The following is a 26,466-nucleotide window of genomic DNA, read 5'->3' on the forward strand; positions in this document are numbered from 1 at the left end:
GCTGATAATTAACATAGCATGATTATTTAATAAATCTTATACATAAAGGATACCTGTAAAAGCCACCGTTATTGGCCTGTATGCCTGCTACCACCGCCAGTATCCAGCCCAGCAGGTTTACCAGCAGGTAAACAGAGCCGATGCCCAAACCATTACCGATAGCAGAAAAGGGGCCGCCAAATAAAAGGCCTGCACCTATAACAGGTACAAAAATGAATTTCAATATCCACGATACCAGAATTACGGTTATCTGAAAATTGAGCGATTCTTTGCCATGTTCTTCAATCTCGGGCAATTCATTCTTTTTCAGTTGCCAGGCCAGTAAAGGGCCAAGCAGACTGCCCAGTGAAAACAGTAACCCGGCCAATGCGCTGATATGGCATAACATTGACCAGGTACGTACATCTTGTTCGCGTGTTGTCATAATACAAACAGTAGCTTTAGGTTTAGAATACCTTAAAATAAGGAAAATTCTAAAACTTCACTGTAAGATTTGCGGAGAAGCTACGTGGCTGCTGCGCTGTTAACACCCCCTGACCTGCAAAATACAGGCGATTGGAAATGTTATCCAGCTTTACCGCCAGGCGATACCATCTTGCATCGTAATACACCGTAGCGTTCATAAGTGTATACGCAGGCAGGGTAAATACGCCCGTTACTGCGCTGTTGGCGGTAAGGTGTTCGCTGATGTAGTTACCACCCAAACCAGCACCCCAACCTTTGCATTTACCATTTTGCAGGCTATAGCTTACCCAGGCATTTACCAGATCGGCAGGACCGGCAGATACCGGCCTGCGGCCTTCCAGCGCTGCAATAGCTTTGGTAAGCTTGCTGTAGTTATGGCCATAACCGGCAATAATATTAAGTCCGTTAGCGGGGTTGGCAATTACTTCCACCTCATACCCACGGCTTTTCTGGGTACCATCCTGTATGGTAACATTGTAGTTTTTGTTATCGCGCACCACCACTTCTGTACGGGTAGCTTTATCCAGTTCAATGTTATAATAGCTGGCGGTTACACTCAGGCGGTTCTTCAGTACATCCAGCTTAACACCACCTTCCCACTGGTTGGCCTGTTGCGGTTTCAGCACCCCGGAAATATCGGGCAGTGGCTGTACAACAGGTGCCAGATATAAAAAGCCATTCATATAGTTACCAAATACAGACACCTTATCTTTTACCACCTGGTATACTACACCCAATCTGGTACTTACCGAAGTCTGATCAAATTTAGAATCGCGCACCATAGCACCTGCCACACGGTCAAAGGTTCCTTCGCTGTTGTAACGGTCTGCCCGCACACTGGCCATAGCATTCAAACGATCGGTAACATTAAACACATCCGATACATAGGCGCTGTAAATATTCACTGCACTGTTGTTACGGGTTAACCCGCTGGTAACTGCTGCAATACGTGCTTCTACCGCCCCGCGCGAAATATTACCATAACGGGGATCGGCCGCTACCGCACTGATGGTATCAAATGCCACATAGGCCGAGATATTGTTATTGGCTTTCTGACGCACATAATCCAACCCCACCAGCAAACGGTTGCGGAAGCGGCCAATATGAAAATCGCCGGTAAAGTTCTGTTGCAGATCCAGTGTGGTGTTGGTGGTATTGTGCATGCTTACGTTGCGCTCAATTCTTTCATCGGTATTGGCCCGGATAAAATCGTACTGATAAATACCTTCCGACTTACGGGTGTTGCTGGAGAAGTTGGTTTGCGAAGTCCACTGCTCGCTAAGCTTATAAGTAATTTTGGAGTATACGTTGGTGGTAGGCGTTTTCATAGTAATATCATTACCGGTATAACTGCGCTTCCAGTCAAAATTCAGTTCCTCCGGTGTGCGGGCAATAAACTGCCGGGTACGGTGCAGGAAAATAGAAACGGGGCTGGTGCCTTCGCCATTATAAAACATAGCATTCAGCGAAATGGACAGTTTATCAGAAGCATGGTATTCCAGTGCAGGCGCCAGCAAGGTAGTGCGGCGGAAACCGGCATCCTGAAAACTACCCTGATACTGGTAGGCAGCGTTAACACGCGCCAGCAGGGTTTTGCTGCGGTTTACCGCACCATAAACATCTGCGGTAATGCGGTTAAGATCGAAGCTACCGGTGGTATAACTGAATTCGCCCCCCAGTGTATCTACCGGTTTTTTGGTAATAATATTGATTAAGCCACCCAGGTTGGTAATAGCGCCACCATACAAGGTTCCGGAAGGGCCTTTCAGCACCTCTGCTCTTTCTACATAGGCAGGATCTATTTCGCCATTGGTTTGCATGGGCAGCCCATCTGTAAGCGCAGCTTCGGTACGAAAGCCGCGGATAGTATAAAATGATGCGCCATCGGAGTTGATGCCGCGGTTGCCCTGAATTTTATAAACACCGGGGGTGTTTTTAAGCACATTGCCAAAATCGGTAATCACCTGCTCGGCAATCAGCTCTTTGGAAACAGAAGTATACACCTGCGCATTCTCCATATTCTTCAAAGGCATTTTTCCAGCCGTTTCGCTGCTGCGGCTGGCAAACTTGTTACGCTTACCGGTAGAAACTATAATACCTTCCAGCTGCTCACTACTTTCCGTAAGGGTAAAGTTTACTGCAACAGCATTGCCTGCCGTTATCTGCACCGCCTGTGTTTGCGTTTCCAACCCTACAAAAGAAGCAGCCAGCTGATACGGCCCTTCTTCCGCTTCCAGCTGAAAGCTGCCATCTGCATGTGTAGTAGTGGTATAATGGGTGCTTTGCAGCTGTAATATAACATCAGCCGCAGGGCGCCCATCGGCAGTAACTACCTTGCCCTTTACACTGCCTTTATCTGCGGCAGTTTGAATAAATATCTGGCTGCCACTTACGCGCAGGCGCTTTAAGCGGTTGCCCAGCAGTTGCTTCAGCGCTGTTTCCAGCGGCGTATCCTGAAAGGCGGCGTTTACTTTTTTCTGCGCATCCAGCTGGTTAGAACTGTAGGAAAATGTGCAGCCCGCCTTATCGCCAATGGCAGCCAGTGCATCTGCCAGCGGCACCTGTGTTAAACGAAGGGTAATTTTAGTTTGCAACAAGCCCGCACCCTGCTGCGCATGCAGGCTTTTAAAGGGCAACACTAACAAAAAGGCCATACAAAAGGCACACAGAAACTTAATACAGTTTTTAAGCTGTTCACTTATTTGCATATTTTTATCGGGTATTTAGCTGACAGAAACCTGGTTAAATACAATCCCGGTGTAAGTTGTCCAGACGTAGCACCGGGTTTTTGTTTTATAACGGTTTAGGGTGTAACTGTTTTTATGTGAATTAATATAAATGAATTTCCTGATCGTTGATGCTGTAGCGGCATTTCACTACAAACGCAATAGCCTTTAACACCTGCTCTGGTTGCGGATTATTAAACCTTCCGGTAAACCGTTCGTGCTGCAATGCGTTGCTATCAATCACTACTTTTTTATTAAACCACCTCTGTAACAGCAATGCAGTTTCGGGCAGGGTTTTATCCTGTATCAGTAGCTGATTGCGCGTCCATGCATGATAATTGCCTGCATATACATTACGGCTACGCAGGCTGCCGCTTTGGCCAGCTACGCCCTGCTCACCTGCGATAAGCGTAATACTGCGCGCACCCTGCATATAAGGCAGACTGGTGAGCGCAACTTTCCCTTCTTCCACCGTAACCCAGGCAGCAGTATCTTCTGCATAAGCCTGCATATTAAAAGATGTACCCAGCACCTGCACCTGTGTAAGCGGGGAGTGAATAGTAAAAGGCCGCCGGGCATCTGCCACTACCGTAAAAAAGGCTTCTCCGGAAAGAAAAACATTGCGGGCCGCAGTAGAAAACTGCCTGGAATATGCCAGTTCAGAACCACTATTCAGTATTACCTGCGAGCCATCCGGCAGTTGCACGGTACGGCGTTCTCCCGCTAAGGTTTTAATGGTATCCCAAACCGCTTTAACCGCGTTCTTTTCAGCCAGCAAAGCGTTGTTTTTACCCGAACGACCGTGGTATAGAAACAGAAGCACGCCGGCTGCGACAACAAGGGTAGCCGCTGCGGTTATCCCCCCGGTAAACCAGCGGCGGCTGTGCATGGCACGCACCGGCGGCTTCTGCCTGTAATTATCTAAAGAGGTCCATATTTCCTGTTCCAGCTCCGCTTCCCGGCCAGGCAGCGGAAAATCGGCATCGTCCACCATTTCATGCCGTTCCGCCCAGGCTTCCACCGCACGCATTTGGGCGGGGCTGCAAAGGCCCTTGCGGTACCTGTTCAGCAATTCGGGCGTAATATCCATATCTGACATTTATTGATTAGTTGATTGAGGACAATCTTTCTCCCGATGAAATGCGGAATATTTTCAGAATATTTTTTTCCGGAGCAACCTGTTGGCTTCGGAGAGATAGTTTTCCACTGTTTTAGCGGATATGTTGAGGCGGGTGGCAATCTGTTGGGGTGTTAATACAGCCTGCTGACTCAGCTGATATACCATGCGGCATTTCTCCGGCAATGCCGCTATCCCTTCCTGCCACTGCTGGTATTGCTCTTTAAACCGTATTTCGTCTTCTGTAATATTGCCCTGCTGCGGTTGCATATAACCGGCGGCGGAAAGATGCTCCTGAATACGGCTCTCGCTGCGGAGGCGTTCCAGTATTTTAAGCTTGGTGGCGCGGATAAGGTAATTTTCAGCAGCGCCTTCTATAATCAGTGTATCGCGTCGCTCCCACAGGCTTTTGAATACGTCCTGCACCACTTCTTTTGCCAACTCTGCATCCTGTGTATACCGGTAACCGATGATGTACATCTTTTTCCAGTACAGTTTGTAAAGCGTTTCAAAAGAAGCAGCGTTAATGCGAATATCGCCGGTAGTCAACTTTTCTCTGGTACTCACTGCGCAGCCTGTATGCCGGCAAAAGTAGCGGAGCTGCGGAGGAAGGGTTTACGAATTTGGCAAAAAGAACAATCAGGCTGGTTAGCTATATACGATTATTCAGGAAATAGTCGCTTCCCTAACTGGATTTTTTCTTCGTAGGTAATTGTTTTGAATTTGAATTTATTTCTGAGTAAGTGAATGCCTTCTTCAGATAAGGCAAAATCATCCGTTTCAAAAAGGTATTGGGTCATGATGAATAAAAATACCAACTTTTACAATAACTACCTCCTGAACATAGGTAATGGCCGCAACGGATGCCGAACCCAATTCTTCAATACCCGCTTTGTAAGAAACCAGTGAAATCCACGGTTAGGCAATCCTTCACGAATGTCTTCAATATGGTCGCGGTCCAGTCCAAAGCGAAGCAGGCCCAGCGATACATCTATCCAGTCGGCTTTGCGGAAGTTATCTACAGTTTCCAGAAAAGGCCCTATGTAAGCGGTTACTTTATGGTGCCATACAATCATCAGGGTTATTTCTTCTATCCAGCTTTCCATGCCTTTTTCCAGCAGGAATAAACGCGCCTGATCTATGGAGGGTGGTAAATAATCAATGGTATTATCCGTCCAGATACCAATATCATGAAATACGGCTGCCACTGCGTATTTCTCTTCATGCTCCGGATCACAATCCAGCAACAGGCAGTTGAGGAATACCCGGTATACGTGATTTCTGTATTTCAACTCGTCAATTCCAAGCACATCAGAATACCGGTCGAGCAATTGCTCGATGAGTGGGTTTGCATAAGCCATAATCTACAGTAATAGAGCTGTAAAAGTACCCTGTTGCTTTGCGGTGTGCAATGGCGGAAACCCTCTATTTTATGTATAAATTATGCAGTTGAGTGCCAGCCAATCCAGATATTTGCCCTCCGAAAGCTCCTGATTATGATTCACGTCAGCGAAATATTTACTACAGCCCCCATCACCTATAATAGCCAGCTCCAGCAAAAAGTGTATGAGGTACTGGCAGCACTACAGATACCCTTTGAGCGGGTGGATACCGGCGAAGCCATTACCATGGAAGATTGTATTCAGATTGATAAAAAGCTGGATATGAAAACCGTGAAAACGCTTTTCTTGTGTAACCGCCAGCAAACGGACTTTTACCTGTTTATTACTATCGCTGATAAACCGTTTAAAACAAAAGACTTCAGCAGTGCTTTGGGCATTGCACGTGTATCTTTTGCCACCGAAGAACTATTACTACAGAAACTGGGTGTAAAAATTGGGGCTGCTACTGTATTTGGCGTATTGGCTGATACTGAAAATGAAGTGCGGGTGGTATTTGACAAGGCTGTGTTGTCTGAAGAATGGTATGGTTGCAGTGATGGCACCACTACCGGTTATATGAAATTGAAAACCGCAAACGTTATAGAAGACGTATTAAATTATGCCAGGCATAAGCCAACCATCATAGAAATCTGATAAAGCTTATAGCAGTTTCAGCCGGGCACACCCCGGCTTTTTGCGTCCCTCCCTGCTGCTTTGCCCGCACACAATGTCTTGCTAAAGCCCGCTAATTCCGGTTTAAGAACCGGATATGTCCGCCTGACCCTATTTGCCGCTTAGCTGCACCACCAGCCATGCTAGTTTTGACTCATTAAAAACGGCAACAAATTAAAAAACTCCATAAAACACAACACAATGAAACAACAAACTACTACCCGCAACCGCAACACCTGGCTAATGGCTTTACTGTTGCTGAGTACCTTATTTATAATGGCCAGCGCTAAAGCAGAAACTCCTAAAGTGAAAAATATTGTGCTGGTACACGGCGCATTTGCAGATGGGTCAGGCTGGAAAGGGGTATACGACATTCTTACCAGAAAGGGGTATCATGTAACTATTGTACAAAACCCGCTCACCTCGTTAAAAGCCGATGTAGACGCCACCAATAGCGTTATTAATGCACAGGATGGCCCGGTAGTACTGGCAGGCCACTCCTGGGGCGGTACGGTTATTACCGAAGCAGGCGTAAACAGAAAAGTGGCTTCGCTGGTATATGTGGCGGCGTTCATGCCAGATAAAGGAGAATCTGCCGGTAAATGGGTAGGTGCAGCCCCTGCCGCTCCGGAAGCAGGTTTTACAGCACCCGATCAGTTTGGATTTGTATACTTTGATCCGGCTAAGTTTCACGGTGGTTTTGCCGGTGACCTCAGCAAGGCGCAAAGCGATTTTATGTGCGCCTCACAGGTACCTATTGCAGGCAAATGCTTTGAAGAGCCGGTACAGAACGTAGCCTGGAAAACAAAACCCAGTTATGGTATTGTAGCCAAAAGCGATAAGGCACTGAACCCCGGTACAGAACGCACTATGTATACCCGTGCCAACGCACATATTACAGAACTCGAAGGCAGCCATGTGGTGTTCATTTCTCATGCAGATGAAGTAGCAAAAGTAATTATGGCTGCGGCTGCTAACTGATGATCTGATTCTCTACAGTACAAAAGCGCTTCTTCTATCAGAGAGGCGCTTTGTTTGTAATATACATCTGTTATTCAGGTGCTTTTTCCAGTATCACTTTAATGGCAGCAGCTAAATCATACAGCTTATTTTGTTTATTATTGGTGAGGAGTATAATCGTTTGTCCGCGGGATTTATCTGTCATCAATAATGCCTGATAGTTAAGACTGGTTCCATCGTGCGTATGTTGTATCAGTTGATTTTGCATGGTCTGCCCTCTTATACTCCTGCTGCCAGTAGTAAGCAGTGCTACTTCTGCTTTATATGTCCAAACTTTCTGGGATAATAGGTTACCCCCAGCAACACAAAACGCGTTAACCGGTTTACTTCTATCTGATTCACTTTATTCTGGTAAGCCGTATTTGCTACAGACTGGTTTTGCTTCAGTATATCATTGCAGGATACTTTCAGCTCTATCTGCTCATTCTTCAGCATACGGTAAGAAATAGCCGCATTCCATATAAAACGACTTATAAAAGGTACCTGCGTAGCACGATACAGGTCCAGTTGCGTATAGGATGCCAACGTAAGCCGGTCAATCCTTTTTTGTATCATAGCACTGGTAAAGTAGTTAAACCCGGAACTGGTTTGTAATTCAGAAAACCGGAGCCTGTTGTGCAGCCATAATGCACGCTGGTTTACAGATAACTCCGTATTACCCAGCACAACTTTGGCTATGGCCTGAATATTAGCACGGCGATTCTGGAACGTACTCTTTTCATAGTTCACAAAAAGATCACCTGTTTCCATATACATTTCACCTCTGGCTTCCAGGTTCAACACAATTTTGTTCAACTTTACCGGCAGTCTGTAATTAATAACAGCAAATGCATTCCGGTAGTTATCAGTGTTTATAAAAGAAAGTACCTGCCTTCCATCCGGATTGTAAAAAGTATTCTGCATAATCCTGTTGGTAAAAGCAGCACTATTCAGCTCCGCCCCTATTATATGGTTGTTCTTTAAATTGGTATACTGATAGTGAAAAGAAAAATGATGCTGATACTGCAATTTCAAACCGGGATTACCTATTGTGAGGAATAATAGATTGGTACTATCTGTCAGTGGTGCCAGTTCATTTAACTCCGGAGTACGGGCATGTGTTGTATACCTGAATGACCAATCTCTCGAAAATGCCTGAAGCCTCGTATACCCATAGGCAAAAACCACAGAAGGCAGAACTGCAGTATATCTGTTATGAAGGTTCCTGAACACTTTGTCACTTTTGTTAGAAAGCGACTGATACTGCCACTCAAGCTTGCCGGAAAGGTTTGCCTTTTTAGAATAACGACCGGAGAAGACCACATCCTTACCGAGTGAAAAAGATAGCCCTGGCCTTTCTTCAAACAAAGATTCCCTGTTGGTATTGGTAAGATAGTTATTGGTTGTTTTATATAAAGCTGTGGCTGGATCATAATCATTTACCTGAGCGCTTACCGTGCTATAACGATGACTAATCCCATTCAGTAGGCGTATATTAGTATAGATCCTTTTATTATTACTCAGTCGTCCGCGTAGTTTATTAAACAGGTAATTTATATCGTATGCTATATTGGCCTTATTGTACAACACCTGGTCATCTTCCTCAAAAAGGCGATTGTATTGAATCTGGGTGCTGTCTCTGCCGGTATTGTATATTTCATAATTGTTTACCAGCGTTCTGTCCCTGTCGCCATTGCCAGCTTTTATCGTATGATCTATTTCAAAAGATGCTTTCCGGGTCCCAGGCGGCCGGTTATAAAAAACAGTTCTCAACTCAGCACTACGGCGGTGCCGGGTGATGCCCGCATATCTGCTACTCCTGTTCAGCAGCATGCCGCCGGCCCCCCTCATATACCCGGTAACACTATCCACAAATGTTTCCCTTGCAACCAACACCGCAAAATCCGATTTCAAATCTGTTCCTTTATGTCTTATCCAGGTGTATTCGCCTTTTATCTCGTGTTGCCAGCTGTTCATTTTATATTTACCAGTCTCGTTTGCAGACAGAGAACTATCACCAACGAACGTAACTTCAGTACTTTTCCGTTCTACAGCCTTCTGATGGCTGTTACCAAAATATTCTATCTGCAGGCTGCGATTATCGGCAACCTCTTTGTTAAAAAAGATCCCCCCCGCCTGGTATTTATTAGCACCATCTACCAGAAAATCACTTTGATAAGCAGGATGAGTGATATTGCCACGATAAGTGTTGTATTGCAATAGGTTGCTTAAATTCCCCGCTACCTTGTTGGTATTATTACTTACTGCACCGGCAGACAATTGCATTTTGGGTTTGTACATATTCCAGGTTACATCCCCTTCATAATGCCGGCCGGAGCCAGCTGCTACTGATACATTTCCAAAGCGACCGTTTTTTTGATCATCATGTAGTACCAGGTTCATGGTTTTATCATCCGGGCGCCTTTTGTCAGTGGTGTACACCTGTACCTTTTTAACAACTTCAGGCGGCAAATTTTGCGTTGCCACGGTAAAACTCCCCCCAAAAAAAGGTTTACCATCTACCAGTAGTTTTATCACTACCTTTCCGTTTACTGTTATCTTATTATCTCCCCAAATCACTACACCCGGCACTTTCTTAAGCACATCTTCCATTACCGCGTTGGGGCCGGCGTTAAATGCAGCCGGGTTAATCTCCAGCGTATCCCCTTTCATGCGCAACGGAGGCATCTCTGCCGTTACTACCACATCCTGCAAGCGGGAATCATCAGACAACAATACATCCCCCAGCTTTAGTTGCGGCTGTTCTGCCGGCAGTCTTATTTTCTTTACATACCGTCTGTAACCCACATAACTTACTGATAAGGTTATAACACTATCTACCGGCAATGAACGAAGCGAAAATGAGCCGTTGTTTCCGGAAAATAAGGCAACGATAAACATAGAATCTGCACTCCTGTAAACGGAAACAGTTGCCATAGGCAGTACCCTTCCTGAGGCCGAATCTTTCACACAGCCCGTTATGATACCATTACGGCCGGTAACAGATTGCGTGTAACCCCCGGTTGCAGATAGCAGACAGCACAAAAGCAGTAATAGTATTGGTTTACATACCATTACAATAATGTTATTTAAGATAAAGGACGCTGACAACAGGATTATCGTATCTCCCTCCCCTTTCAAAAAAAGTGCGCAGGTTAGGGCTAAGGCTTTTAAGCCAGGTATTTTTATCTGCTATTTTATCTGCTGCCTGAAACATATCCAGACAAGAGATGGAAGAATACACGGCATTGTTATGAGAAGCACATTCCCACGGAGATGCTACAGGCAAAAAAAAGCTCACCGAATCCGGCTCCGCCTTCTCAACTGCATACAACATTCCTGAAGTGGTATGATAAGCAAACAAGGAGTAATCGGTGTAAGCAAGCTTAAAGGCCAAAGTATTATTCTTCTGAAAAAAGAAATCAGTCTGGAATATTTTTCCGTTCAGCAAATCACTCCTTTTATTATTATAAGCATCGTTATCCAGAAAATCAGCAGGCAGGCTGATACCCAATGGAAAAACAAACCGGAACGGTGTTGTTAAACTTCCCGTCTGGCTAAATCTGTACACATGATAATCGTAGGGTCTGGAATAGAAAACAGTAGTATCACTATCCTTACAAAACGCAGTAGCGTTAGATAAAACCTCCCCCTCTTTCAGGTTCGTACTATTTTGGGGCAACCAGTTCCCCATCACTTTACCTTTAGCAGTAAGCAAGGCCAGGCTACTGGAACGACCGGAATAGGATAAAGCAATGTTTCCATTGAGAAAGTGATGGATGCTTTCAAATACCTGCAAGGGCGCATGACTCAGCTCATCTCCTGTATCACTGTATTCAAAAGCACCCGTATTCTCTCCTGCAACACGCCCCATTACCATTAACCTTTTAAGAAACGGATTGAAATGTATTTCATAAAGACTACCAAAAGGCTTATTGTTATAGCCTTTAATTCTTTTGTAAAAACGGCCGTCTTTTTTAAATAGCAACACAGAAAAGGTAGCTTTTGTGTCCATAATGATAAAAAAATCATCAGAAACAATCAATTGAGAAATCTCACCTATTTCGCTTTCTTTCGTTGTTTCCAGCGGAACATATCTAACAGAATCCAGGAATTCAGAAGCGGGCGTATTCACAGCAGCGGCATCGGGAATAATTCTGATTTCTGCCGGGGAGGCAACATCAGAGGGTGGCTGAACAACAGGCACCTGCGCTCTGGTAGTATTCACATACAAATGCAACAATAAAAAAGCAAAGAAGGAGGTTAAATGAAGTGAAATGCGTAACGGGTTGGGGTTTCGCAGATTCATATGGCTATTTACATTTCTGACTTACAATCAATATATATCATATCAAATATATACGAAAATATCAGACAATGAAATAAAATGTCAGAATTACATTAACGCCAGCTATGAACAAAAAAAGGCCGCACTTCGGTTAGCGCGGCCCTGAATAAATTCTTATTCATTACATTACTTTGTACTTGACACCGTGCTTATCTGCATACGGCAGCAGTAAGTCCATAGTGGTTTTGTACTTCTGGTCCAATGCTGCCCCTTTGGTGCTATCCAGTTTTTCCACGGCTGCATCAATTTCCACATCTGTTTTGCCTTCATCAATCATTCTGGCCAGAGCGGGGTAATCGTTCTTATACACTTCGTCTGCATAGCGAAACAAGTCCAGCGCCGCATTAATAATAGGCTTTGTTTCATCGGTAACGGTAAGCTTCCCTATTCTTTCAACGTCACGGTCCAGCTTTTGCGCGTACACATAGTTTACATACTCTACACAGGTAGCAGGGCGCAGCGTTTTATTATCTGCCGCAGGCACCTGCATGGAACCGCCGGCTTTGTGCTGTCGCAATTCTTTAAAATCACGGCTGAAACTGCCATTAATTTTGTTGGCGTTAAGGCCGATGGTCTGGAATACTTTGTCGGGACTATCGCCGAATAACTGACAGGAAAAAAGGAAAGAAACAAATACAAGACTTACTGCACGGATAATTCTCTGGTTCTTCATAATCTGGTTACATTGATTTTCAGGCAAAAGTAAGGTTTCTGAATTCGCCCGGCAACTCCCGAAACTTGTACCTACCTTTGCACCTCAAAACCATTCGTATGAGTTTTATTGCTGAAAGCGAACTGATTATCAATAGCCGCGGCGCTATCTACCATCTGGATGTTACCCCTGAGGAGCTGGCTCCTGTAGTGATTACTGTAGGCGACCCTGACCGGGTGGCACAGGTGAGTAAACATTTTGACCGGGTAGAGGTAAAACGCCAGCACCGCGAGTTTATAACCCATACGGGCTATGTAGGTAATAAGCGTATTTCAGTAGTATCTACCGGTATTGGCCCGGATAATATTGATATAGTGGTAAACGAACTGGATGCACTGGCCAATATTGATTTCAGCACCCGCACTATTAAACCGGAACTCACTTCTCTGCAGATTTTCCGTATAGGCACCAGCGGTTCGCTGCAGGCGTCTATTCCGGTTGACAGCTTTGTGGCAGGTACCCACGGCATAGGTATTGACAACTTACTGCATTACTACCGCCACGAGAACAATGATGAGGAAAAGCTGATATTAAGAGAATTTAACGCGCATACACAGCTGGAAGGCCGTTTATCGCCTTATATTGCCAGCGCGGCCACTTCTCTGTTAAAGCAGTTTGTAACAGGTTACCACAATGGTATTACGGTTACCTGCCCAGGGTTTTATGGTCCGCAGGGGCGTATTCTGCGTTTGGGGCTGGCCAATCCGGAGCTGATTAACCGCTTAACAGAGTTTGAATACGGTAACCACCGAATCAGTAACTTTGAAATGGAAACAAGCGCTATTTATGGTTTAGGTAAATTACTGGGCCATCAATGCCTTAGCTTAAACGTAATTGTAGCCAACCGCGTTACCAAACAGTTTACCAAAGACGGAGCTGCCGCTGTGGAAAGCATCATTACCAAAACACTGGGTATTATAGCGCATTCATAACCGAACAGGAAATTTTACAGGATGGAACTGACATTTTACAAGTACCAGGGTACGGGCAACGACTTTGTAATTATAGATAACCGCAACAACGAAATTACACTTACTACGGAGCAGGTGCACAAACTGTGCGACCGTCGTTTTGGTATTGGTGCAGACGGGCTGATGCTGTTAAGCACCAAAGAAGGGTACGATTTTGAAATGGTGTATTATAACTCCGATGGCCGCGAAAGCAGCATGTGCGGTAATGGTGGCCGTTGCCTGGTAAAGTTTGCCAGCCATATGGGCATTAACAAAAGCACGTATCATTTTATTGCCACCGATGGCCCGCACGATGCGGTAATTAAAGATAACCAGTGGGTACATCTGAAAATGAAAGATGTAAACGGCATGCAGCATAGCTTTTCCAGCTATGTACTCAACACCGGCTCACCCCACTACGTAAAGCCTGTTGGCGGTAACGATCTGGAAGAAATGGATGTACGCGAAGAAGGTAAAAGCATCCGCTACAGCGATCGTTTTGCCAAAGAGGGTATCAACGTAAACTTTGTGGAAGAACTGCCTAAAGGCATATTTGTACGCACTTACGAGCGCGGTGTGGAAGATGAAACCCTTAGCTGCGGCACGGGTGTTACGGCTTCTGCACTGGTATTTGCCCATAACGATAACGGTTTTAACCGTGTAGAGGTAAAAACCCTGGGTGGCCACCTGGCGGTGGAGTTTACCAAAACCGGAGAAGAGAAATTTGAAGATATATGGCTGTGTGGCCCGGCAGAGTTTGTTTTTAAAGGAACTATTCATATTTAATCCGGTTACATTATCCCCTTACACCTTACATGATTCATTACTTTAAAAACGTAAACAGCCAGACTGTTGAAATTGATAAGCCGGAAGACGGTATCTGGGCCAATCTGGTACCACCTTTCAGAGAAGAAGAGTTTATCAACCTGGGCAACTCGCTGAACATACCTATTGAGTTTTTACGCGATTCGCTGGATATTGACGAAAAGGCCAGGTATGAAATAGAGGATAATGTAAGGTTTATTGTAATCAAGACTCCTACAGAAAACAACTCGTTTAACGATAGTGATGCCTACTATATCACCATCCCCATCTGTATTATTCTTACCCATAACCATATTGTAACCGTTAATTCGTTTGATAACGGTGCTATTAAAAAGTTCCTGAACACTTTTCAGAAACGTCATCCCGACAAGCGGAATATGATGGTGCTGAAAATATTTGAAAAGGTGGTGCAGAACTTTATGGAGTACCTGAAGGAGATTAACCAGCGCCGTAACCAATACGAGCAGAAGCTGTACCTCAGCAACCGGAACGAGGAGCTGCTGTACCTGATGCGTGTGCAGAAAAGCCTGGTATACTTTGTTACCGCCCTGCGCAGCAACGAGCTGCTGATGATGAAAATGGAAAGAACCAATTTTCTGGGCCTGAACGAGGAAGAGCGGGAGTTTTTACAGGATCTGATTGTAGATACCAGTCAGGCATTGGAAATGGCCAATACCTACACCAACATCCTCAGCAGTACCCTGGATGCCTTTGCAAGCATTATCAGTAATAATCTGAACAATGTAATGAAAAGGTTAACCAGCATTACCATTATATTGTCGTTACCTGCACTGGTAACCAGTATTTATGGTATGAACGTGGATATCCCCTACCAGCACTCACCCCATGCCTTTTACACCCCGGTAATTATTTCCATTGCCTTATCGGTAGTTATCAGCTGGTATTTTCTGAAGAAAAAATGGTTTTAACGCATGAAGTTTAATATACGCGTATACGGTATACTTACAGATGACAACCACCGTATTCTGCTGGCCGATGAGTTTATCAGAGGCGCATATATTACCAAGTTTCCCGGCGGCGGGCTGGAGTTTGGAGAAGGCACGCGGGATTGCCTGAAGCGGGAGTTTATGGAGGAAACGGGGCTGAATGTAACCGTAGGCGATCATATTTACACTACCGACTTTTACCAGATTTCGGCGTTTAATAATACCGACCAGATCATCTGCATTTACTACTTTGTAAAAAGCAACGATCCCATTCATCTGACTACACATACCACTCCGTTTAACTTTACACCGGAGCAGGTGGCAGATAAAACCAAAGCGTATGAAATATTCCGCTGGGTAAACTGGCAGGATATTACCAGCGATACGGTTACCCTGCCTATAGATAAGATAGTGGCAGATATGCTGAGGCAACTGCCACCCCGTTAACATCATTACCCTGCCGTGGGTATATTGGTAAATTCCTCTTCCTTACCCATGGCAGCAAGTTTCATTTGTTTTGCCTTGTCTTTACCCAGGTACTTCTCAATCTGCTTCTCTGCTATATATATTAGTGGTGTAAGCAGTATAGCTACCGCAAACTTATAGGTGTAGTTCATCATACCAATAGCAAGCACCCTGCCCCAGCTCCAGTTACTACCTATTTTAAAGGCAATAATCAATACAATATAGCTATCTATCAGCTGCGATACCAGGGTGGAACCGGTAGCCCGCAGCCAGATATGTTTTTCGCCGGTCATGCGCTTAATGCGGTGAAAAACCAGTACATCTACTATCTGACTTACCAGAAAAGCTACCAGGCTGGCTATGATAATCCAGTTGCTTTGTCCGAATATGCCATCAAACGCCGTTTGCATGTTGGGCAGGCCCTTATCTGCACCAGAGCCCAGCCACCAGTTGTCCGGCGCTATCCATATAGCCAGGTAAAACATAATAAAAGCGTAGGCAATCAACGCCACGGCCGTATAGCTGATGCGTTTTACCGCTTTGGGGCCATAAAACTCGTTTACAATATCCGTCATAATAAACTCCAGCGGCCACAACAGTACGCCACAGGTTAAGGTAAACGATAAGCCCTCCTGCCCAAACAGCGTAAAGTTGGCGGGTGCAATGCCAATTACCTTTTCCAGCGAAAACAGCTTTCCTCCTATACATTCGGCAATCAGGGCGTTGGCCACAAAAAATGCGGTAAAACCCAGAAACAGTTTGGTAGGCTTGTCCTTTAATATATGATGAATCATTTCAGGAATATAAATAGTGACTGTAATACAAATAACACAATGTGCAGCAGCACCACCGGTTTGGTTACCGGCAGGGGCTTTTTCCGCAGGGCCAGCGCAAACAGCCATACGCACACCGCCATGTTTACCAGTGGCGCCAGTATCCACCCCATAATAATAAGAAAGCCTTCCAGGTCTTTTTTACCGGAAGTAAAAGGGTATATCCGCAAAACCAGGCAAATAAGAAAGAATACGCCGCAAAGCAGCGCTACCCGGGATAAAAAAGTTAAAATACGCATAGCCAGGGCGTCCAAATTAGCAATTATTTCGATACACGGTCATTTTTGATAATCGACTATTTTCCTGTAGGTTTGCCCATCTCATAAAAAAGCAATATGAAGCATTTTTCCTGGAAAAGTATTTACCCTCACCTGTTAGCCATTGGCATATTTCTGCTCATTACCATTATATATTGTAAACCTGCACTGGAAAGCGGTGTAACACTGGTACAGTCAGATATTACTTCGGTAAACGGGATGGCTCATCAGCTGAACGAACATAAAAAAGCTACGGGCGAAAGTCCGCTGTGGGCTACCAATATGTTCAGCGGTATGCCTGCTTTCCAGATTGTATATCCCCTGCCTTTTAACCCTGTATCTTATATAGGTGTTGTATTACAGCTGGGCTTACCCAAGCCTTTTAACTTCTTTTTCCTGGCTTGTATTTGCTTTTATATACTGTGCATGTGCATTCGCCTGCGCCCCATTGTTGGCATTATTGCCGCGCTTGCATTTGCCTATTGCACCTACAATCCTATTATTATAGGTGCCGGGCACGATACCAAAATGCTGGCTATGGCTTATATGCCTGCCCTACTGGGTTCGGTAATACTGATTTATAATAAAAAATATATCAGCGGCTTTATACTCACCGCCGTATTCACCTGCCTGGAACTGATGCAGAACCACCAGCAGATCAGTTATTATATAGTGATAGTGATTGGTATTATGACCGTGAGCTATATGGTACAGTGGATTAAAGCGAAAGAGTTTAAACCGATGGTAATTGCTGTAGCACTGGCGCTGGTAGCCGGTATTATTGGTGTACTGGGCAACAGCACCAACCTGTTTACTGTGGCAGATTTTGCCAAAGAAAGCAAACGCGGTGGTGTACTGGATATGTCAGCTAAAAACGGTAAAGCCGCCAAAACCGAAGGCCTTACCGAAGAGTATGCTTTTCAGTGGAGCTACGGCCGCATGGAAACCTTTAGTCTGATGTTTCCGGGCGTACAGGGCTATGGGCTGCATTACGCACAGCGTGATGGAGATCAGTACCTGTTCCCCAAACTGGATGAGAACTCTAAAACCGCCAGATATTTTCAGGAAAAGCTGAATGTGGGAGAAGATCAGGCAGCCAATATTGCCACTCAGGTAAGTCAGAGTCTGTACTGGGGTCCGCAGCCATTTACCAACGGTCCCGTATATCTGGGTGCCGTGGTATGTTTTCTATTTATACTGAGCCTGTTTATTGTTGATAAAAAATATACTTACTGGATTGTGGCCGCTTCGCTGCTTACTATCATAATGAGCTGGGGCGCCAACTTTGCAGGCTTCAATAACTTCCTGTTCAAACACCTGCCTTTTTACAATAAGTTCCGCGTACCTACTATTATTCTGGTAGTACCGCAGCTGTTGTTTGCGCTGAGTGCTGCACTGGCATTAGAAACTATTATCACTACCCAGAACACCGCTGCTTTGTGGAAGCAACTGAAAAAAGGTTTGATTGCAACCGGTGCAGTGTTTGCTGTAGTGGTTGCTTTTTACGTTACTTCCGATTTCAGCAAAGAAAATACACAACGTACCGCTGCCTTTAACAACATCATCAAAGGCAATCCGGCAGATATGCAGAACGCCATGCGCGATCTGAACGCTAAGTTTAAGCCGGAAACCGATAACCAGCTGTACGAAAACTTTATGTTCAATACCAAAGGCGATCAGGAAATATCCAAAGGTGTGCTGCACGCCCTGCGTCAGGACAGAGCCAGCCTGCTGGGTAAAGACATTCTGGTAGCACTGGTATATGTATTACTGGCATTTGCCTTTATTTATGGTTTTGTTGAAAGAAAAATCAACGCCACCGTATTACTGGCGGGTGTAGGTATTGTGCTGATGATTGATCTGCTGGTAATGGATAGCAAGTACCTGAACGATAAAAGCTATACCGTAAAAGAACATTATGAGGAAGAAAACTTCCCGATGTCGGCCGCAGATAAAGCTATTCTGCAGGATAAAGATCCCAACTACCGCGTGTACAATATGGTTAAGGGTGATCCGTTCCAGGATGCCAATACCTCTTACTTCCATAAGTCAATCGGTGGTTACCACCCTGCCAAGCTGGGTATTTATGACGATCTGATTACCTACCAGTTATCCGGTAAAATGAATCTGCCGGTACTGAACATGCTCAATACCAAATACATTATTCAGCCAGGTGCCGATAACAACCCAACACCTACCCAAAACCCCGGCGCACTGGGCAATGCCTGGTTTGTAAAAGGTGTACATTGGGTAAATGGTCCCGCTGAGGAAATGACCGCACTGGACAACTTTGATCCTAAAGACACGGCAGTACTGGACAACAAATACAAATCGCTGATAGATGGCAAGTTTACAGCCGATTCTGCTGCGGTGATACGCCAGACGAAGTTTGACAACGATGCTGTCAGTTACGAATGCAACAGTGCCGCTCCACAATTGGCGGTGTTCAGCGAAATTTATTACAAAGACTGGTACGCTTATATTGATGGCAAACAAGCCGATGTATTAAAAGCCAACTACGTGCTGCGTGCACTGGTGGTGCCAGCCGGTAAGCATACCATTGAGTTTAAGTTTGAGCCTAAAGTATACAAGCAAACCTATGTGCTGAGTACTATTGCCGGCTGGTTAATGCTGCTGGCGTTTTTAGGCTGGCTGGGTAAAGAAATCATTGCCATTACCAAAACTGAGCAAGCAACAAAGTAGGGTTTTGAATGGTGGATTTATCTATTATACTGGTCAATTACAAATCGCCCCAATTATTACTGGATTGCCTGGCAACGGTGTATGCCGAAACCACCAGGCACTCCTTTGAGATTATAGTGGTGGACAATGATTCGCAGGATAACAGCCGCGAATTAACCCTGGCGGCTTACCCGCAGGTAATATGGATACCCATGAGTTACAACTCCGGTTTTGCCCGCGCCAACAACGCAGGCATTACCGTTAGTAAGGGCCGCAATATTTTGCTGCTGAATACCGATACACTGGTGAAAAACGGCGCATTGGATAAAACGCTGGATTTATTTGAGGCCCGCCGGGAATATGTAGCCTGCGGTGTGCAGCTGCTGAATACAGACGGCACCCACCAGATATCCGGCGCCCATGTAACCAAAGGTGGCTTAAATACCGTACTGCCCCTGCCCTACCTGGGCAATTTTGTACGTTACTGGGGATATAAACTCAATGCCCGTGTGCCCAGCGTTACCAGTGTGAGCGAAGTAACCGATGTGGACTGGATTGTAGGCGCTTTTGTAATGGTACGTAAAGAAGTGCTGGCCAAAAGCGGCCTGCTGGATGAAGACTTTTTTATGTACGCAGAAGAAATTGAGTGGTGTGCCCGCCTGAAAAAGCAGGGCAGGCTGTGTTTGTTTGAAGCACCCCAGGTAGTACACATTGGCGGTGGAACCAGCAGCAGCTTTTACAATGCCGATGAATGGAATAACGGCAAAAACCTCTGGAACCGCCGCGGAAGGCAGATCATCATATCTAACCAGCTGCGTATTTATAAAGAATTTGGCACTGCCTGGTTTTTAATACTTACGTGGTTTTATGTGGCTGACATACCTGTGTTTCTGATAGGGTTGCTGATAGAAAAGCTGGTAAAAGGCAAAAAAGCAAAATACAGCTGGCGCAACTTTGTGGAATATACAAAAAACATTGGCGTACTGTTACGGTACTGCCCTAAAATACTATCTAAAAAACCTTATTTCTACAAGGTTTCCTAATTCAACAGCACATGCAGTTATCTATTATCATTATTAACTATAATACTTTTCAGCTCACCTGCAACTGCCTGCGCAGCATACAGGAAAAGCTGACGGGTATGAGCTATGAAATTGTTCTGGTAGACAACGCATCTAAAGAATGCGACCCGGCTGAGTTTACCAAACTGTTTCCTGAAATTAAACTGGTGGCCAGCGCGCAAAACCTGGGCTTTACCGGCGGTAATAACCTGGGTATAGAACATGCCAGCGGCGAATACCTGTTACTGCTGAACAGCGATACGGAACTGATTAACAATGCGCCAAAGATAACCTACGACTATCTGCTGGCGCACCCCGATACCGGCATGGTTACCAGTCAGCTGTTGTATCCCGATGGGCGGATGCAGTACAACTGCCGCCGGTTCAGAACCATTGGCTGGGAATTACTGGAAGTGTTTCCGCTGTACAAGCTGCTGCCGAAGGAAAAACGCGAGGCACTGATGCTGCACCACTATTTTGATCACCAGCGGGCGCTGGACGTGGATTGGGTATGGGGCGCTTACATGCTGTTTCACCGCAGTATATTGCCTAAACTGCCCAAAGGCAAGTTAAGCGACGATTTTTTCATGTATTGTGAAGACACACTCTGGTGCTGGGAGTTTCACCAGCTGGGTTATAAAATTCATTTTATGCCTGAAGCCAAAGTAATGCACGTACACAAGGGCAGTGTTAAAACCAAAGAGCAGTTACTTAAAGTACGCACCACTTCTATTGAAAACCACGCCACCCTGATGAAAAAGTTCTATCCCGATTTCAGATGGTACCTTTGGGCGGCTATTTATTATACCAAACAATACGGCGCACTTACCTGGTTCAGGTTAAGAAACCGCTAATCAGCAACGCATACCCATGATGATGGATATTACCCGGATACTGAATTTACAGGAGCAGGCTGTTATACAATGGCACAGCAGCCCTGTAGCCATCAGCGAAACCGAAGCCCCTTTTACTCATATACAGGAAAACACGCAGTGGAACTTTCAGCTGTGGCATGAAGAGGATATTGCGCGTATTAAAGATATTGAGGCAAACAGAATTGTACTGGCCAAAAGAAACATTGATCAGTACAACCAGGCACGTAACAATGCTATGGAGAAAATTGATGAATGGATTTTGTCCTGGCTGCATGCACAGCAGATTACACCAGGCGCAGCCCTGCATTCAGAAACGCCCGGTATGATGATAGATCGTTTGTCAATCATGACGCTAAAGCGCTATCATATGGCAGAAGAAACTGAACGTACAGATGCTGCGGAGGAACATAAAGACAAATGCCGGCAGAAGGTAGCCGTACTGAATGAGCAGATTGCCGATTTAAGCAACTGCCTGGCAGAGGTACTGGGTAAGCTGGAAAAGGGCCAGCTACGGTTTAAAGTATACCGCCAGCTGAAAATGTACAACGATCCTACCCTTAATCCGCAATTATATAACAGAAAGAATTCGCAATAAGGCCCGTAATACCACCTTCAGATGGAGAAGCTTAAAGCACTTGTTAAAGACGTAATGCGCAACAGGATTATCAGTAAAGGAGAAGACTTCTTTGCTCAGCGTTTGCCTGATATAGACGCTAAAAGCATGCTCAATCCTGTTATTGAAGGCGATGAGGTACACTTTAAACACAGTGGCCACATAGGCGATATTATCTATGCCATACCCGCCATGAAGGCGCTGGCAAAAGGCAGGAAGATAAACCTGTATATGCACCTGAACCAGGTGGGCGTTTACTCCAGTAAAATGAAGCACCCGAATGGTGCCGCCAAACTCACCGCCCGCAGTGTTCAACTGATGACTCCCTTATTACAGCACCAGCCACAGTTTAATAAAGTAGAGGAGTTTACCAACCAGACTATTCATTACGATCTGGATCTGATACACAGCTACCCGCTGGATACCAAAATGGGCAGCATTACCCACTGGTATTTCTGGACGTTTGGTATTACCGGCGATACCTGGAACCCCTGGCTGCAGGTAACGCCCAATAACGATTACAACAACGCAATAGTGGTGTTACGCAGCCAGCGCTACCGTACACCCGGTATTGACTACAGCTTTTTGAAACGGTACCCCCGTGTAGTATTTATAGGTCTGCCCGTGGAGTATGAAGATATGAAGCAGGCAGTACCCCAGCTGGAACGTGCCGAATCTGCCAACTTTCTGGAAATGGCGCGTATTATAGCTGGTAGCCGCCTGTTTATAGGCAACCAGAGCTTTGCTTACTCACTGGCCGAGGCGCTGAAAGTAAAAAGACTGTTGGAGATATATCCGGTTTGTCCGCATGTAATCGCCGACGGCGCAAACGGCTATGGTACGCTATACCAGCCACAGTTTGAGAAAATAGTGGCCGATCTTATGCAGTAAATCCTTTTACAGGTAAATTATTTCTATCATATGCAAGTACCTCCTGTTTTGTTTATCATTTTCAACCGGCCTGATACAACACAACAGGTTTTTGCTGCTATCCGAAAGGCAGCACCAGCGCAGCTGTTTATTGCTGCCGATGGCCCCCGCGCCCACAAACCAGGCGAAAGTGAGGTATGTAAACAAACAAGAGCAGTGGTACAGCAGATAGACTGGCCCTGCGAGGTACAAACGTTATTCAGACCCCAAAACCTGGGCGTAAATAAAGGCGTTACCGGCGCTATTGACTGGTTTTTTACGCATGTAGAAGAAGGCATTATACTGGAAGATGATTGCGTACCACATCCTGATTTCTGGGAATACAACCGGCTGTTGCTGGAAAAGTACCGCCATAACAAGGTGATTAAAATGATTGGTGCCAACAACTTTCAGCAGGGAACAGCAAGAGGCCAGGGCTCCTATTACTTTTCCGCCATACCCCACATATGGGGCTGGGCCACCTGGAAAAGAGCCTGGCAGGAGTATGACATGCAGATTGCTGCTACCCTATCTGTAAAAGCAGGGCAGCAACTGATCAGCCAGCTGTTTCCGGAAAAACCGGCTCAGGTATTCTGGTTAAAAATGCTCCAATACCTGCGGGAAGAGCGACCTGCCATTACCTGGGATTACCGTTTACCCTATTGCATCTGGCAGCACAACGGCCTTACTATTATACCCAATGTAAACCTGGTAACCAATATTGGCTTTAATGCAGCGGCAACCACTTCAACAGACAGCAATAACCCGCTGGCCAATATGCCGGTACAGCCCATACTGCCACTGAAACATCCTGATACTGTAATACGGGATACAGAAGCCGATTTATTCTATTGCAGGCAGTACCTTGCCCAGGTATTCGGCCAAAGCACCTGGAAAACCCGGCTGGAAGAACTGATACCCTGGAAGGTACGGAAACAGCTGCGTGCTATTATTCAACAAACGAAGACAAAGTAACAGATATGAACTCCAGAATAGCGTATACTTTATGTTCTGCCAGTCACCTGGCCTATGCCAAAACCATGGCCGACGCTCTGGTGAAGCATAACCCGGATTATCAGGTGTTTATTGGCCTGGTGGACAAAATAGATAACCGGTTTGATACCAGCTATTTTGCACCGCATATTGTGTTACCCATAGAAGAGATGCAGATTGAAACACTGCCACAGATGAGCAGCCAGTATACCATACTGGAGCTGAGCTGCGCGCTTAAACCTTATATGGCGCAATATCTGTTTCAACAATACCAGCCAAAAACACTTATTTATACAGATACAGATATAGTATATTATCACCCATTAACCGTGCTGGAGCAGGCACTGGAGCAGGAAGATGTACTGGTAACGCCCCACTTTAACACGCCGTTGGATAACACACACTTTCCGGAAGAAAAGGAATTTCTTCGCTCCGGCTTATTCAACGCCGGTTTCTTTGCCATGAGCAACAAAACTGCTACACATGATTTTCTTGCCTGGTGGAGCTCGAGACTGAAAGATTTATGTTATCTTAATCTGCCACAGGGGCTGGGTGCAGATCAGAACTGGTTAAACTACGTTCCGGTGTATTTTCCCACAGCAGGTATATACCGGAATAAAGGAGCCAATGTGGCCTACTGGAACCTGCACGAGCGGCAGGTGACGGTAAACAATAACGTACTCATGGTGAATAATACAGACCCTTTATTGTTTTTCCATTTCAGTGGTTATCCGTTGCACAGTAAAGAGGTAATGAGCAAACACCAGAACCGGTACCGGCTGGATGCTTTTCCGGTGCTGCAAACACTGTTTCTGGAATATGCAGATGCTGTTAAACGCAACGATGCGGAAAGGTTTGCAGGCATGAGCTGTTATTATGCCCGTAAAGTACAGAAGCCTACCGGCATAATGGCTACCATTAACAAGGTACTGAAGCCAGTGGGCGTTAAGCTGAATAAATTGTAAAGCCGGTTGCCTGGCTAATTAAAATGCGGCTACCTGTTTAGGGGCGAAAACAGTAAATATTCAGTTGTACATCATATACAGGCTTAGCTCCCTTTCTGTAAAAAGGGGTGGCATATACTCTTCCCGCTTCCTGTATGTAATAACCAAAGCCGTTTTTAGTTACTATGGCCAGCATTTCATTCAGCTTATGCCCTTCGGCAAAATTGCCGTGGTATTCCAGGAAAAAGTTATCTACCCGGTACAGCTGATCTTCTATGTCTTTCAACACATCATACTCAGCGCCCTCTATATCCACTTTCAGAAAGTCAATTTTAGCATGGCTTATCATTACATCGCGCAGGCGTGCTGTTTTTACCGTAAAGGCTTCACTGCTGGCAAACTGCGCTTCTCCCCCGCCTTCCATTAAATGGCTGCCCATATCTACCCCGCCTTCAAACTGAAGCGTGGTTTCTTCTTTCCAGATAGCTTTGTTTTCAAGTACCACATGGCTCAGCTGCTGAGCCGCCACGTTTTTAGATAGCAGCTGAAAATTATACTTATCCGGCTCAAAAGCGGTAATACGTGCGGTGGGACAAATGGTTTTGGTGTACAATACGCTCAAACCTATATGTGCGCCGCAATCCAGTACCACGGCATTCTCCGGCAACTGTTGCAGGTATTGTTTATCTATAAATATCTCCCGCACCACATCTATAAATTCACGCGGATTTTTTACAAAGAAAGGCTTGCCCAAAAAGGAAACCTGCGCCTCTTTATGTTTGGGAAGGTGCTTGATATACTTGAGTTGCAGCACACTGAAACCAACTTCTTTATATGGGTTCCGGTTACGAAAAACGTGATTGACATTATGTTTAACTCCCAGCCATATATTGCTCCAGAGACTATTACTCATACCGTATCCTGATTTGCTAAATGTTGTAAAGGCTTAATGCGTTACTTTTTACGCGCTACAAATATATTGTTCAGATAAAGTGATTGATTAGCAGGCAGCAATTTATTCAGCACCAGTGCAGAAACATTGGGCCCCAGCATAAACAGTATTTTGTATAACCAACGCAACGGCGCTATTTTTTTCATTACCGGGTATATACTTTCCTGTGCATACAAACACACCATCTGGCCGATGGTGGTAATAAAATTGCCCGATTTTCTAAACTCCACTATTTCAAAACCGTTTCTTTCAAACAGGCTTTCAATAGCAAAACGGGTATAGCGGGCAAAATCGTAGGGCACTTCATGCTCATTCCATACAAAAGGACAGGTAAAAAGCAGTTTTGCATCTCTACGGGTAACGCGGTTCAGTTCCTTCAGCACCTCTTCCAGGTTAAAAACGTGCTCAATAACCTCGGTACACAATACCGCGTCAAAATGTTCATCCGGAAAAGGAATGTGTTTTCCGTCGTAAAACACGTCAATCTGTTCGTTTTTATGGCTATGGCCTTCATTTTCGTAATCAATGCCAATGTACTCATCTACCGTAAACAGGCTTCTGTAGGGCTTGGCGCCGCATCCAAAGTCCAGCATCCGGCCCTTCATCCTCCCTGCAAAAAACTCAATACCTTCTTTTAGCCCCTTTCTGGTAAAATAGTTATGCTGCATCAATCCCGGAGCAAAATCCTTGCTTATTGTAGTACTCATAGCTTTAGATCAGATTGTCGTACGCCCGTTTC

26 protein-coding genes are annotated in these 26,466 nt (G+C 45.3%); 13 read left to right on the plus strand and 13 right to left on the minus strand.

The features are described from left to right. Positions 1-22 precede the first annotated feature (22 nt). The 5 genes from IEY13_RS18165 to IEY13_RS18185 form a co-directional block, all read right to left on the minus strand. Positions 23-424 carry a DUF4870 domain-containing protein gene (locus IEY13_RS18165; protein ID WP_188954723.1) on the minus strand — a complete coding sequence of 134 codons (402 nt, stop codon included), beginning with the start codon at positions 422-424 and terminating at the stop codon, positions 23-25. A 49-nt stretch (positions 425-473) separates the two neighbouring features. Continuing rightward, the gene (locus IEY13_RS18170; protein WP_229687909.1) at positions 474-3,173 is read right to left on the minus strand and encodes a TonB-dependent receptor; all 2,700 of its coding nucleotides are present in this window, start codon (positions 3,171-3,173) and stop codon (positions 474-476) included. A 121-nt stretch (positions 3,174-3,294) separates the two neighbouring features. Further along, entirely contained in the window at positions 3,295-4,281 is a 987-nt protein-coding gene (locus tag IEY13_RS18175) for a FecR family protein (RefSeq protein ID WP_188954725.1), read from the minus strand. A 63-nt stretch (positions 4,282-4,344) separates the two neighbouring features. Continuing rightward, a complete protein-coding gene (locus IEY13_RS18180) occupies positions 4,345-4,875 on the minus strand; it encodes an RNA polymerase sigma-70 factor (RefSeq protein ID WP_188954727.1) in 531 nt (176 codons plus the stop codon). Positions 4,876-5,138: 263 nt separating this feature from the next. Further along, a complete protein-coding gene (locus tag IEY13_RS18185) occupies positions 5,139-5,669 on the minus strand; it encodes a hypothetical protein (RefSeq protein WP_188954729.1) in 531 nt (176 codons plus the stop codon). 135 nt (positions 5,670-5,804) lie between these two features. Between IEY13_RS18185 and IEY13_RS18190 the strand changes: the two genes are divergently transcribed. Together IEY13_RS18190 and IEY13_RS18195 are read left to right on the plus strand one after the other, a co-directional pair. Beyond that, positions 5,805-6,344: a prolyl-tRNA synthetase associated domain-containing protein gene (locus IEY13_RS18190; protein ID WP_188954731.1), complete on the plus strand. Its 540-nt coding sequence runs from the start codon at positions 5,805-5,807 to the stop codon at positions 6,342-6,344. 219 nt (positions 6,345-6,563) lie between these two features. Next, positions 6,564-7,343 carry an alpha/beta hydrolase gene (locus IEY13_RS18195; RefSeq protein WP_229687910.1) on the plus strand — a complete coding sequence of 260 codons (780 nt, stop codon included), beginning with the start codon at positions 6,564-6,566 and terminating at the stop codon, positions 7,341-7,343. 70 nt (positions 7,344-7,413) lie between these two features. Here IEY13_RS18195 and IEY13_RS18200 read toward each other — a convergent pair whose 3' ends face one another. The 4 genes from IEY13_RS18200 to IEY13_RS18215 form a co-directional block, all read right to left on the minus strand. Continuing rightward, positions 7,414-7,590 carry a hypothetical protein gene (locus tag IEY13_RS18200; protein WP_188954732.1) on the minus strand — a complete coding sequence of 59 codons (177 nt, stop codon included), beginning with the start codon at positions 7,588-7,590 and terminating at the stop codon, positions 7,414-7,416. Between the two features lie 41 nt (positions 7,591-7,631). Next, positions 7,632-10,331, minus strand: a complete 2,700-nt coding sequence (locus IEY13_RS18205; protein WP_188954734.1) for an outer membrane beta-barrel protein — start codon at positions 10,329-10,331, stop codon at positions 7,632-7,634. A gap of 115 nt (positions 10,332-10,446) precedes the next feature. After that, positions 10,447-11,670 (minus strand): DUF4934 domain-containing protein, encoded by a 1,224-nt coding sequence (locus IEY13_RS18210; RefSeq protein ID WP_188954736.1) that lies wholly within the window; start codon positions 11,668-11,670, stop codon positions 10,447-10,449. 160 nt (positions 11,671-11,830) lie between these two features. Beyond that, the gene (locus IEY13_RS18215; protein ID WP_188954738.1) at positions 11,831-12,382 is read right to left on the minus strand and encodes a hypothetical protein; all 552 of its coding nucleotides are present in this window, start codon (positions 12,380-12,382) and stop codon (positions 11,831-11,833) included. A gap of 98 nt (positions 12,383-12,480) precedes the next feature. Here IEY13_RS18215 and IEY13_RS18220 point away from each other — a divergent pair, with 98 nt between their 5' ends. The 4 genes from IEY13_RS18220 to IEY13_RS18235 are packed head-to-tail and all read left to right on the plus strand — an operon-like array spanning position 12,481 to position 15,590. Then, positions 12,481-13,353, plus strand: a complete 873-nt coding sequence (locus IEY13_RS18220) for a nucleoside phosphorylase (RefSeq protein ID WP_188954740.1) — start codon at positions 12,481-12,483, stop codon at positions 13,351-13,353. A gap of 21 nt (positions 13,354-13,374) precedes the next feature. Further along, the gene (dapF, locus tag IEY13_RS18225) at positions 13,375-14,157 is read left to right on the plus strand and encodes a diaminopimelate epimerase (protein ID WP_188954754.1); all 783 of its coding nucleotides are present in this window, start codon (positions 13,375-13,377) and stop codon (positions 14,155-14,157) included. A gap of 29 nt (positions 14,158-14,186) precedes the next feature. Continuing rightward, complete coding sequence (locus tag IEY13_RS18230; RefSeq protein ID WP_188954757.1) at positions 14,187-15,125, plus strand: magnesium transporter CorA family protein; 939 nt, start codon at positions 14,187-14,189, stop codon at positions 15,123-15,125. A 3-nt stretch (positions 15,126-15,128) separates the two neighbouring features. After that, positions 15,129-15,590 (plus strand): NUDIX domain-containing protein, encoded by a 462-nt coding sequence (locus IEY13_RS18235; protein WP_188954758.1) that lies wholly within the window; start codon positions 15,129-15,131, stop codon positions 15,588-15,590. A 5-nt stretch (positions 15,591-15,595) separates the two neighbouring features. Here IEY13_RS18235 and IEY13_RS18240 read toward each other — a convergent pair whose 3' ends face one another. Together IEY13_RS18240 and IEY13_RS18245 are read right to left on the minus strand one after the other, a co-directional pair. Next, on the minus strand, positions 15,596-16,402 hold the full coding sequence (locus tag IEY13_RS18240; RefSeq protein ID WP_188954760.1) for a queuosine precursor transporter: 807 nt from the start codon (positions 16,400-16,402) through the stop codon (positions 15,596-15,598). Then, positions 16,399-16,680 (minus strand): hypothetical protein, encoded by a 282-nt coding sequence (locus tag IEY13_RS18245; protein WP_188954762.1) that lies wholly within the window; start codon positions 16,678-16,680, stop codon positions 16,399-16,401. The genes IEY13_RS18240 and IEY13_RS18245 overlap by 4 nt, the downstream gene beginning before the upstream one ends. A 96-nt stretch (positions 16,681-16,776) precedes the next feature. Between IEY13_RS18245 and IEY13_RS18250 the strand changes: the two genes are divergently transcribed. The 7 genes from IEY13_RS18250 to IEY13_RS18280 are packed head-to-tail and all read left to right on the plus strand — an operon-like array spanning position 16,777 to position 24,796. Continuing rightward, positions 16,777-19,401, plus strand: a complete 2,625-nt coding sequence (locus IEY13_RS18250) for a YfhO family protein (RefSeq protein ID WP_188954764.1) — start codon at positions 16,777-16,779, stop codon at positions 19,399-19,401. An 8-nt stretch (positions 19,402-19,409) separates the two neighbouring features. After that, positions 19,410-20,423, plus strand: a complete 1,014-nt coding sequence (locus IEY13_RS18255) for a glycosyltransferase family 2 protein (protein WP_188954766.1) — start codon at positions 19,410-19,412, stop codon at positions 20,421-20,423. 11 nt (positions 20,424-20,434) lie between these two features. Next, entirely contained in the window at positions 20,435-21,295 is an 861-nt protein-coding gene (locus IEY13_RS18260) for a glycosyltransferase family 2 protein (RefSeq protein ID WP_188954768.1), read from the plus strand. Between the two features lie 16 nt (positions 21,296-21,311). Further along, on the plus strand, positions 21,312-21,911 hold the full coding sequence (locus tag IEY13_RS18265) for a DUF4254 domain-containing protein (protein ID WP_188954770.1): 600 nt from the start codon (positions 21,312-21,314) through the stop codon (positions 21,909-21,911). A 21-nt stretch (positions 21,912-21,932) separates the two neighbouring features. Beyond that, a complete protein-coding gene (locus IEY13_RS18270; RefSeq protein WP_188954772.1) occupies positions 21,933-22,820 on the plus strand; it encodes a hypothetical protein in 888 nt (295 codons plus the stop codon). Between the two features lie 30 nt (positions 22,821-22,850). Continuing rightward, a complete protein-coding gene (locus IEY13_RS18275) occupies positions 22,851-23,813 on the plus strand; it encodes a glycosyltransferase family 2 protein (protein ID WP_188954774.1) in 963 nt (320 codons plus the stop codon). A gap of 5 nt (positions 23,814-23,818) precedes the next feature. After that, positions 23,819-24,796, plus strand: coding sequence for a hypothetical protein (locus tag IEY13_RS18280; protein WP_188954776.1), 978 nt, complete (start codon positions 23,819-23,821; stop codon positions 24,794-24,796). Positions 24,797-24,833: 37 nt separating this feature from the next. On the opposite strand, the gene IEY13_RS18285 is transcribed toward IEY13_RS18280, so the two are convergent. Then, on the minus strand, positions 24,834-25,688 hold the full coding sequence (locus IEY13_RS18285; RefSeq protein ID WP_188954778.1) for an FkbM family methyltransferase: 855 nt from the start codon (positions 25,686-25,688) through the stop codon (positions 24,834-24,836). A gap of 41 nt (positions 25,689-25,729) precedes the next feature. Continuing rightward, complete coding sequence (locus tag IEY13_RS18290; RefSeq protein WP_188954780.1) at positions 25,730-26,434, minus strand: class I SAM-dependent methyltransferase; 705 nt, start codon at positions 26,432-26,434, stop codon at positions 25,730-25,732. Positions 26,435-26,466 lie beyond the last annotated feature (32 nt).

This window comes from Filimonas zeae, assembly GCF_014641615.1.
GTDB classification, from domain to species: Bacteria; Bacteroidota; Bacteroidia; order Chitinophagales; family Chitinophagaceae; genus Filimonas; species Filimonas zeae.

Bases quoted from the DNA above. Each gene is read 5' to 3' on its own strand.
- IEY13_RS18165 (WP_188954723.1), bottom strand. From the start codon at position 424: ATGACAACACGCGAACAAGATGTACGTACCTGGTCAATGTTATGCCAT.
- IEY13_RS18170 (WP_229687909.1), bottom strand. From the start codon at position 3,173: ATGCAAATAAGTGAACAGCTTAAAAACTGTATTAAGTTTCTGTGTGCC.
- IEY13_RS18175 (WP_188954725.1), bottom strand. From the start codon at position 4,281: ATGGATATTACGCCCGAATTGCTGAACAGGTACCGCAAGGGCCTTTGC.
- IEY13_RS18185 (WP_188954729.1), bottom strand. From the start codon at position 5,669: ATGGCTTATGCAAACCCACTCATCGAGCAATTGCTCGACCGGTATTCT.
- IEY13_RS18190 (WP_188954731.1), top strand. From the start codon at position 5,805: ATGATTCACGTCAGCGAAATATTTACTACAGCCCCCATCACCTATAAT.
- IEY13_RS18195 (WP_229687910.1), top strand. From the start codon at position 6,564: ATGAAACAACAAACTACTACCCGCAACCGCAACACCTGGCTAATGGCT.
- IEY13_RS18200 (WP_188954732.1), bottom strand. From the start codon at position 7,590: ATGCAAAATCAACTGATACAACATACGCACGATGGAACCAGTCTTAAC.
- IEY13_RS18210 (WP_188954736.1), bottom strand. From the start codon at position 11,670: ATGAATCTGCGAAACCCCAACCCGTTACGCATTTCACTTCATTTAACC.
- IEY13_RS18215 (WP_188954738.1), bottom strand. From the start codon at position 12,382: ATGAAGAACCAGAGAATTATCCGTGCAGTAAGTCTTGTATTTGTTTCT.
- IEY13_RS18220 (WP_188954740.1), top strand. From the start codon at position 12,481: ATGAGTTTTATTGCTGAAAGCGAACTGATTATCAATAGCCGCGGCGCT.
- dapF (WP_188954754.1), top strand. From the start codon at position 13,375: ATGGAACTGACATTTTACAAGTACCAGGGTACGGGCAACGACTTTGTA.
- IEY13_RS18230 (WP_188954757.1), top strand. From the start codon at position 14,187: ATGATTCATTACTTTAAAAACGTAAACAGCCAGACTGTTGAAATTGAT.
- IEY13_RS18235 (WP_188954758.1), top strand. From the start codon at position 15,129: ATGAAGTTTAATATACGCGTATACGGTATACTTACAGATGACAACCAC.
- IEY13_RS18240 (WP_188954760.1), bottom strand. From the start codon at position 16,402: ATGATTCATCATATATTAAAGGACAAGCCTACCAAACTGTTTCTGGGT.
- IEY13_RS18245 (WP_188954762.1), bottom strand. From the start codon at position 16,680: ATGCGTATTTTAACTTTTTTATCCCGGGTAGCGCTGCTTTGCGGCGTA.
- IEY13_RS18250 (WP_188954764.1), top strand. From the start codon at position 16,777: ATGAAGCATTTTTCCTGGAAAAGTATTTACCCTCACCTGTTAGCCATT.
- IEY13_RS18255 (WP_188954766.1), top strand. From the start codon at position 19,410: ATGGTGGATTTATCTATTATACTGGTCAATTACAAATCGCCCCAATTA.
- IEY13_RS18260 (WP_188954768.1), top strand. From the start codon at position 20,435: ATGCAGTTATCTATTATCATTATTAACTATAATACTTTTCAGCTCACC.
- IEY13_RS18265 (WP_188954770.1), top strand. From the start codon at position 21,312: ATGATGATGGATATTACCCGGATACTGAATTTACAGGAGCAGGCTGTT.
- IEY13_RS18270 (WP_188954772.1), top strand. From the start codon at position 21,933: ATGGAGAAGCTTAAAGCACTTGTTAAAGACGTAATGCGCAACAGGATT.
- IEY13_RS18275 (WP_188954774.1), top strand. From the start codon at position 22,851: ATGCAAGTACCTCCTGTTTTGTTTATCATTTTCAACCGGCCTGATACA.
- IEY13_RS18280 (WP_188954776.1), top strand. From the start codon at position 23,819: ATGAACTCCAGAATAGCGTATACTTTATGTTCTGCCAGTCACCTGGCC.
- IEY13_RS18285 (WP_188954778.1), bottom strand. From the start codon at position 25,688: ATGAGTAATAGTCTCTGGAGCAATATATGGCTGGGAGTTAAACATAAT.
- IEY13_RS18290 (WP_188954780.1), bottom strand. From the start codon at position 26,434: ATGAGTACTACAATAAGCAAGGATTTTGCTCCGGGATTGATGCAGCAT.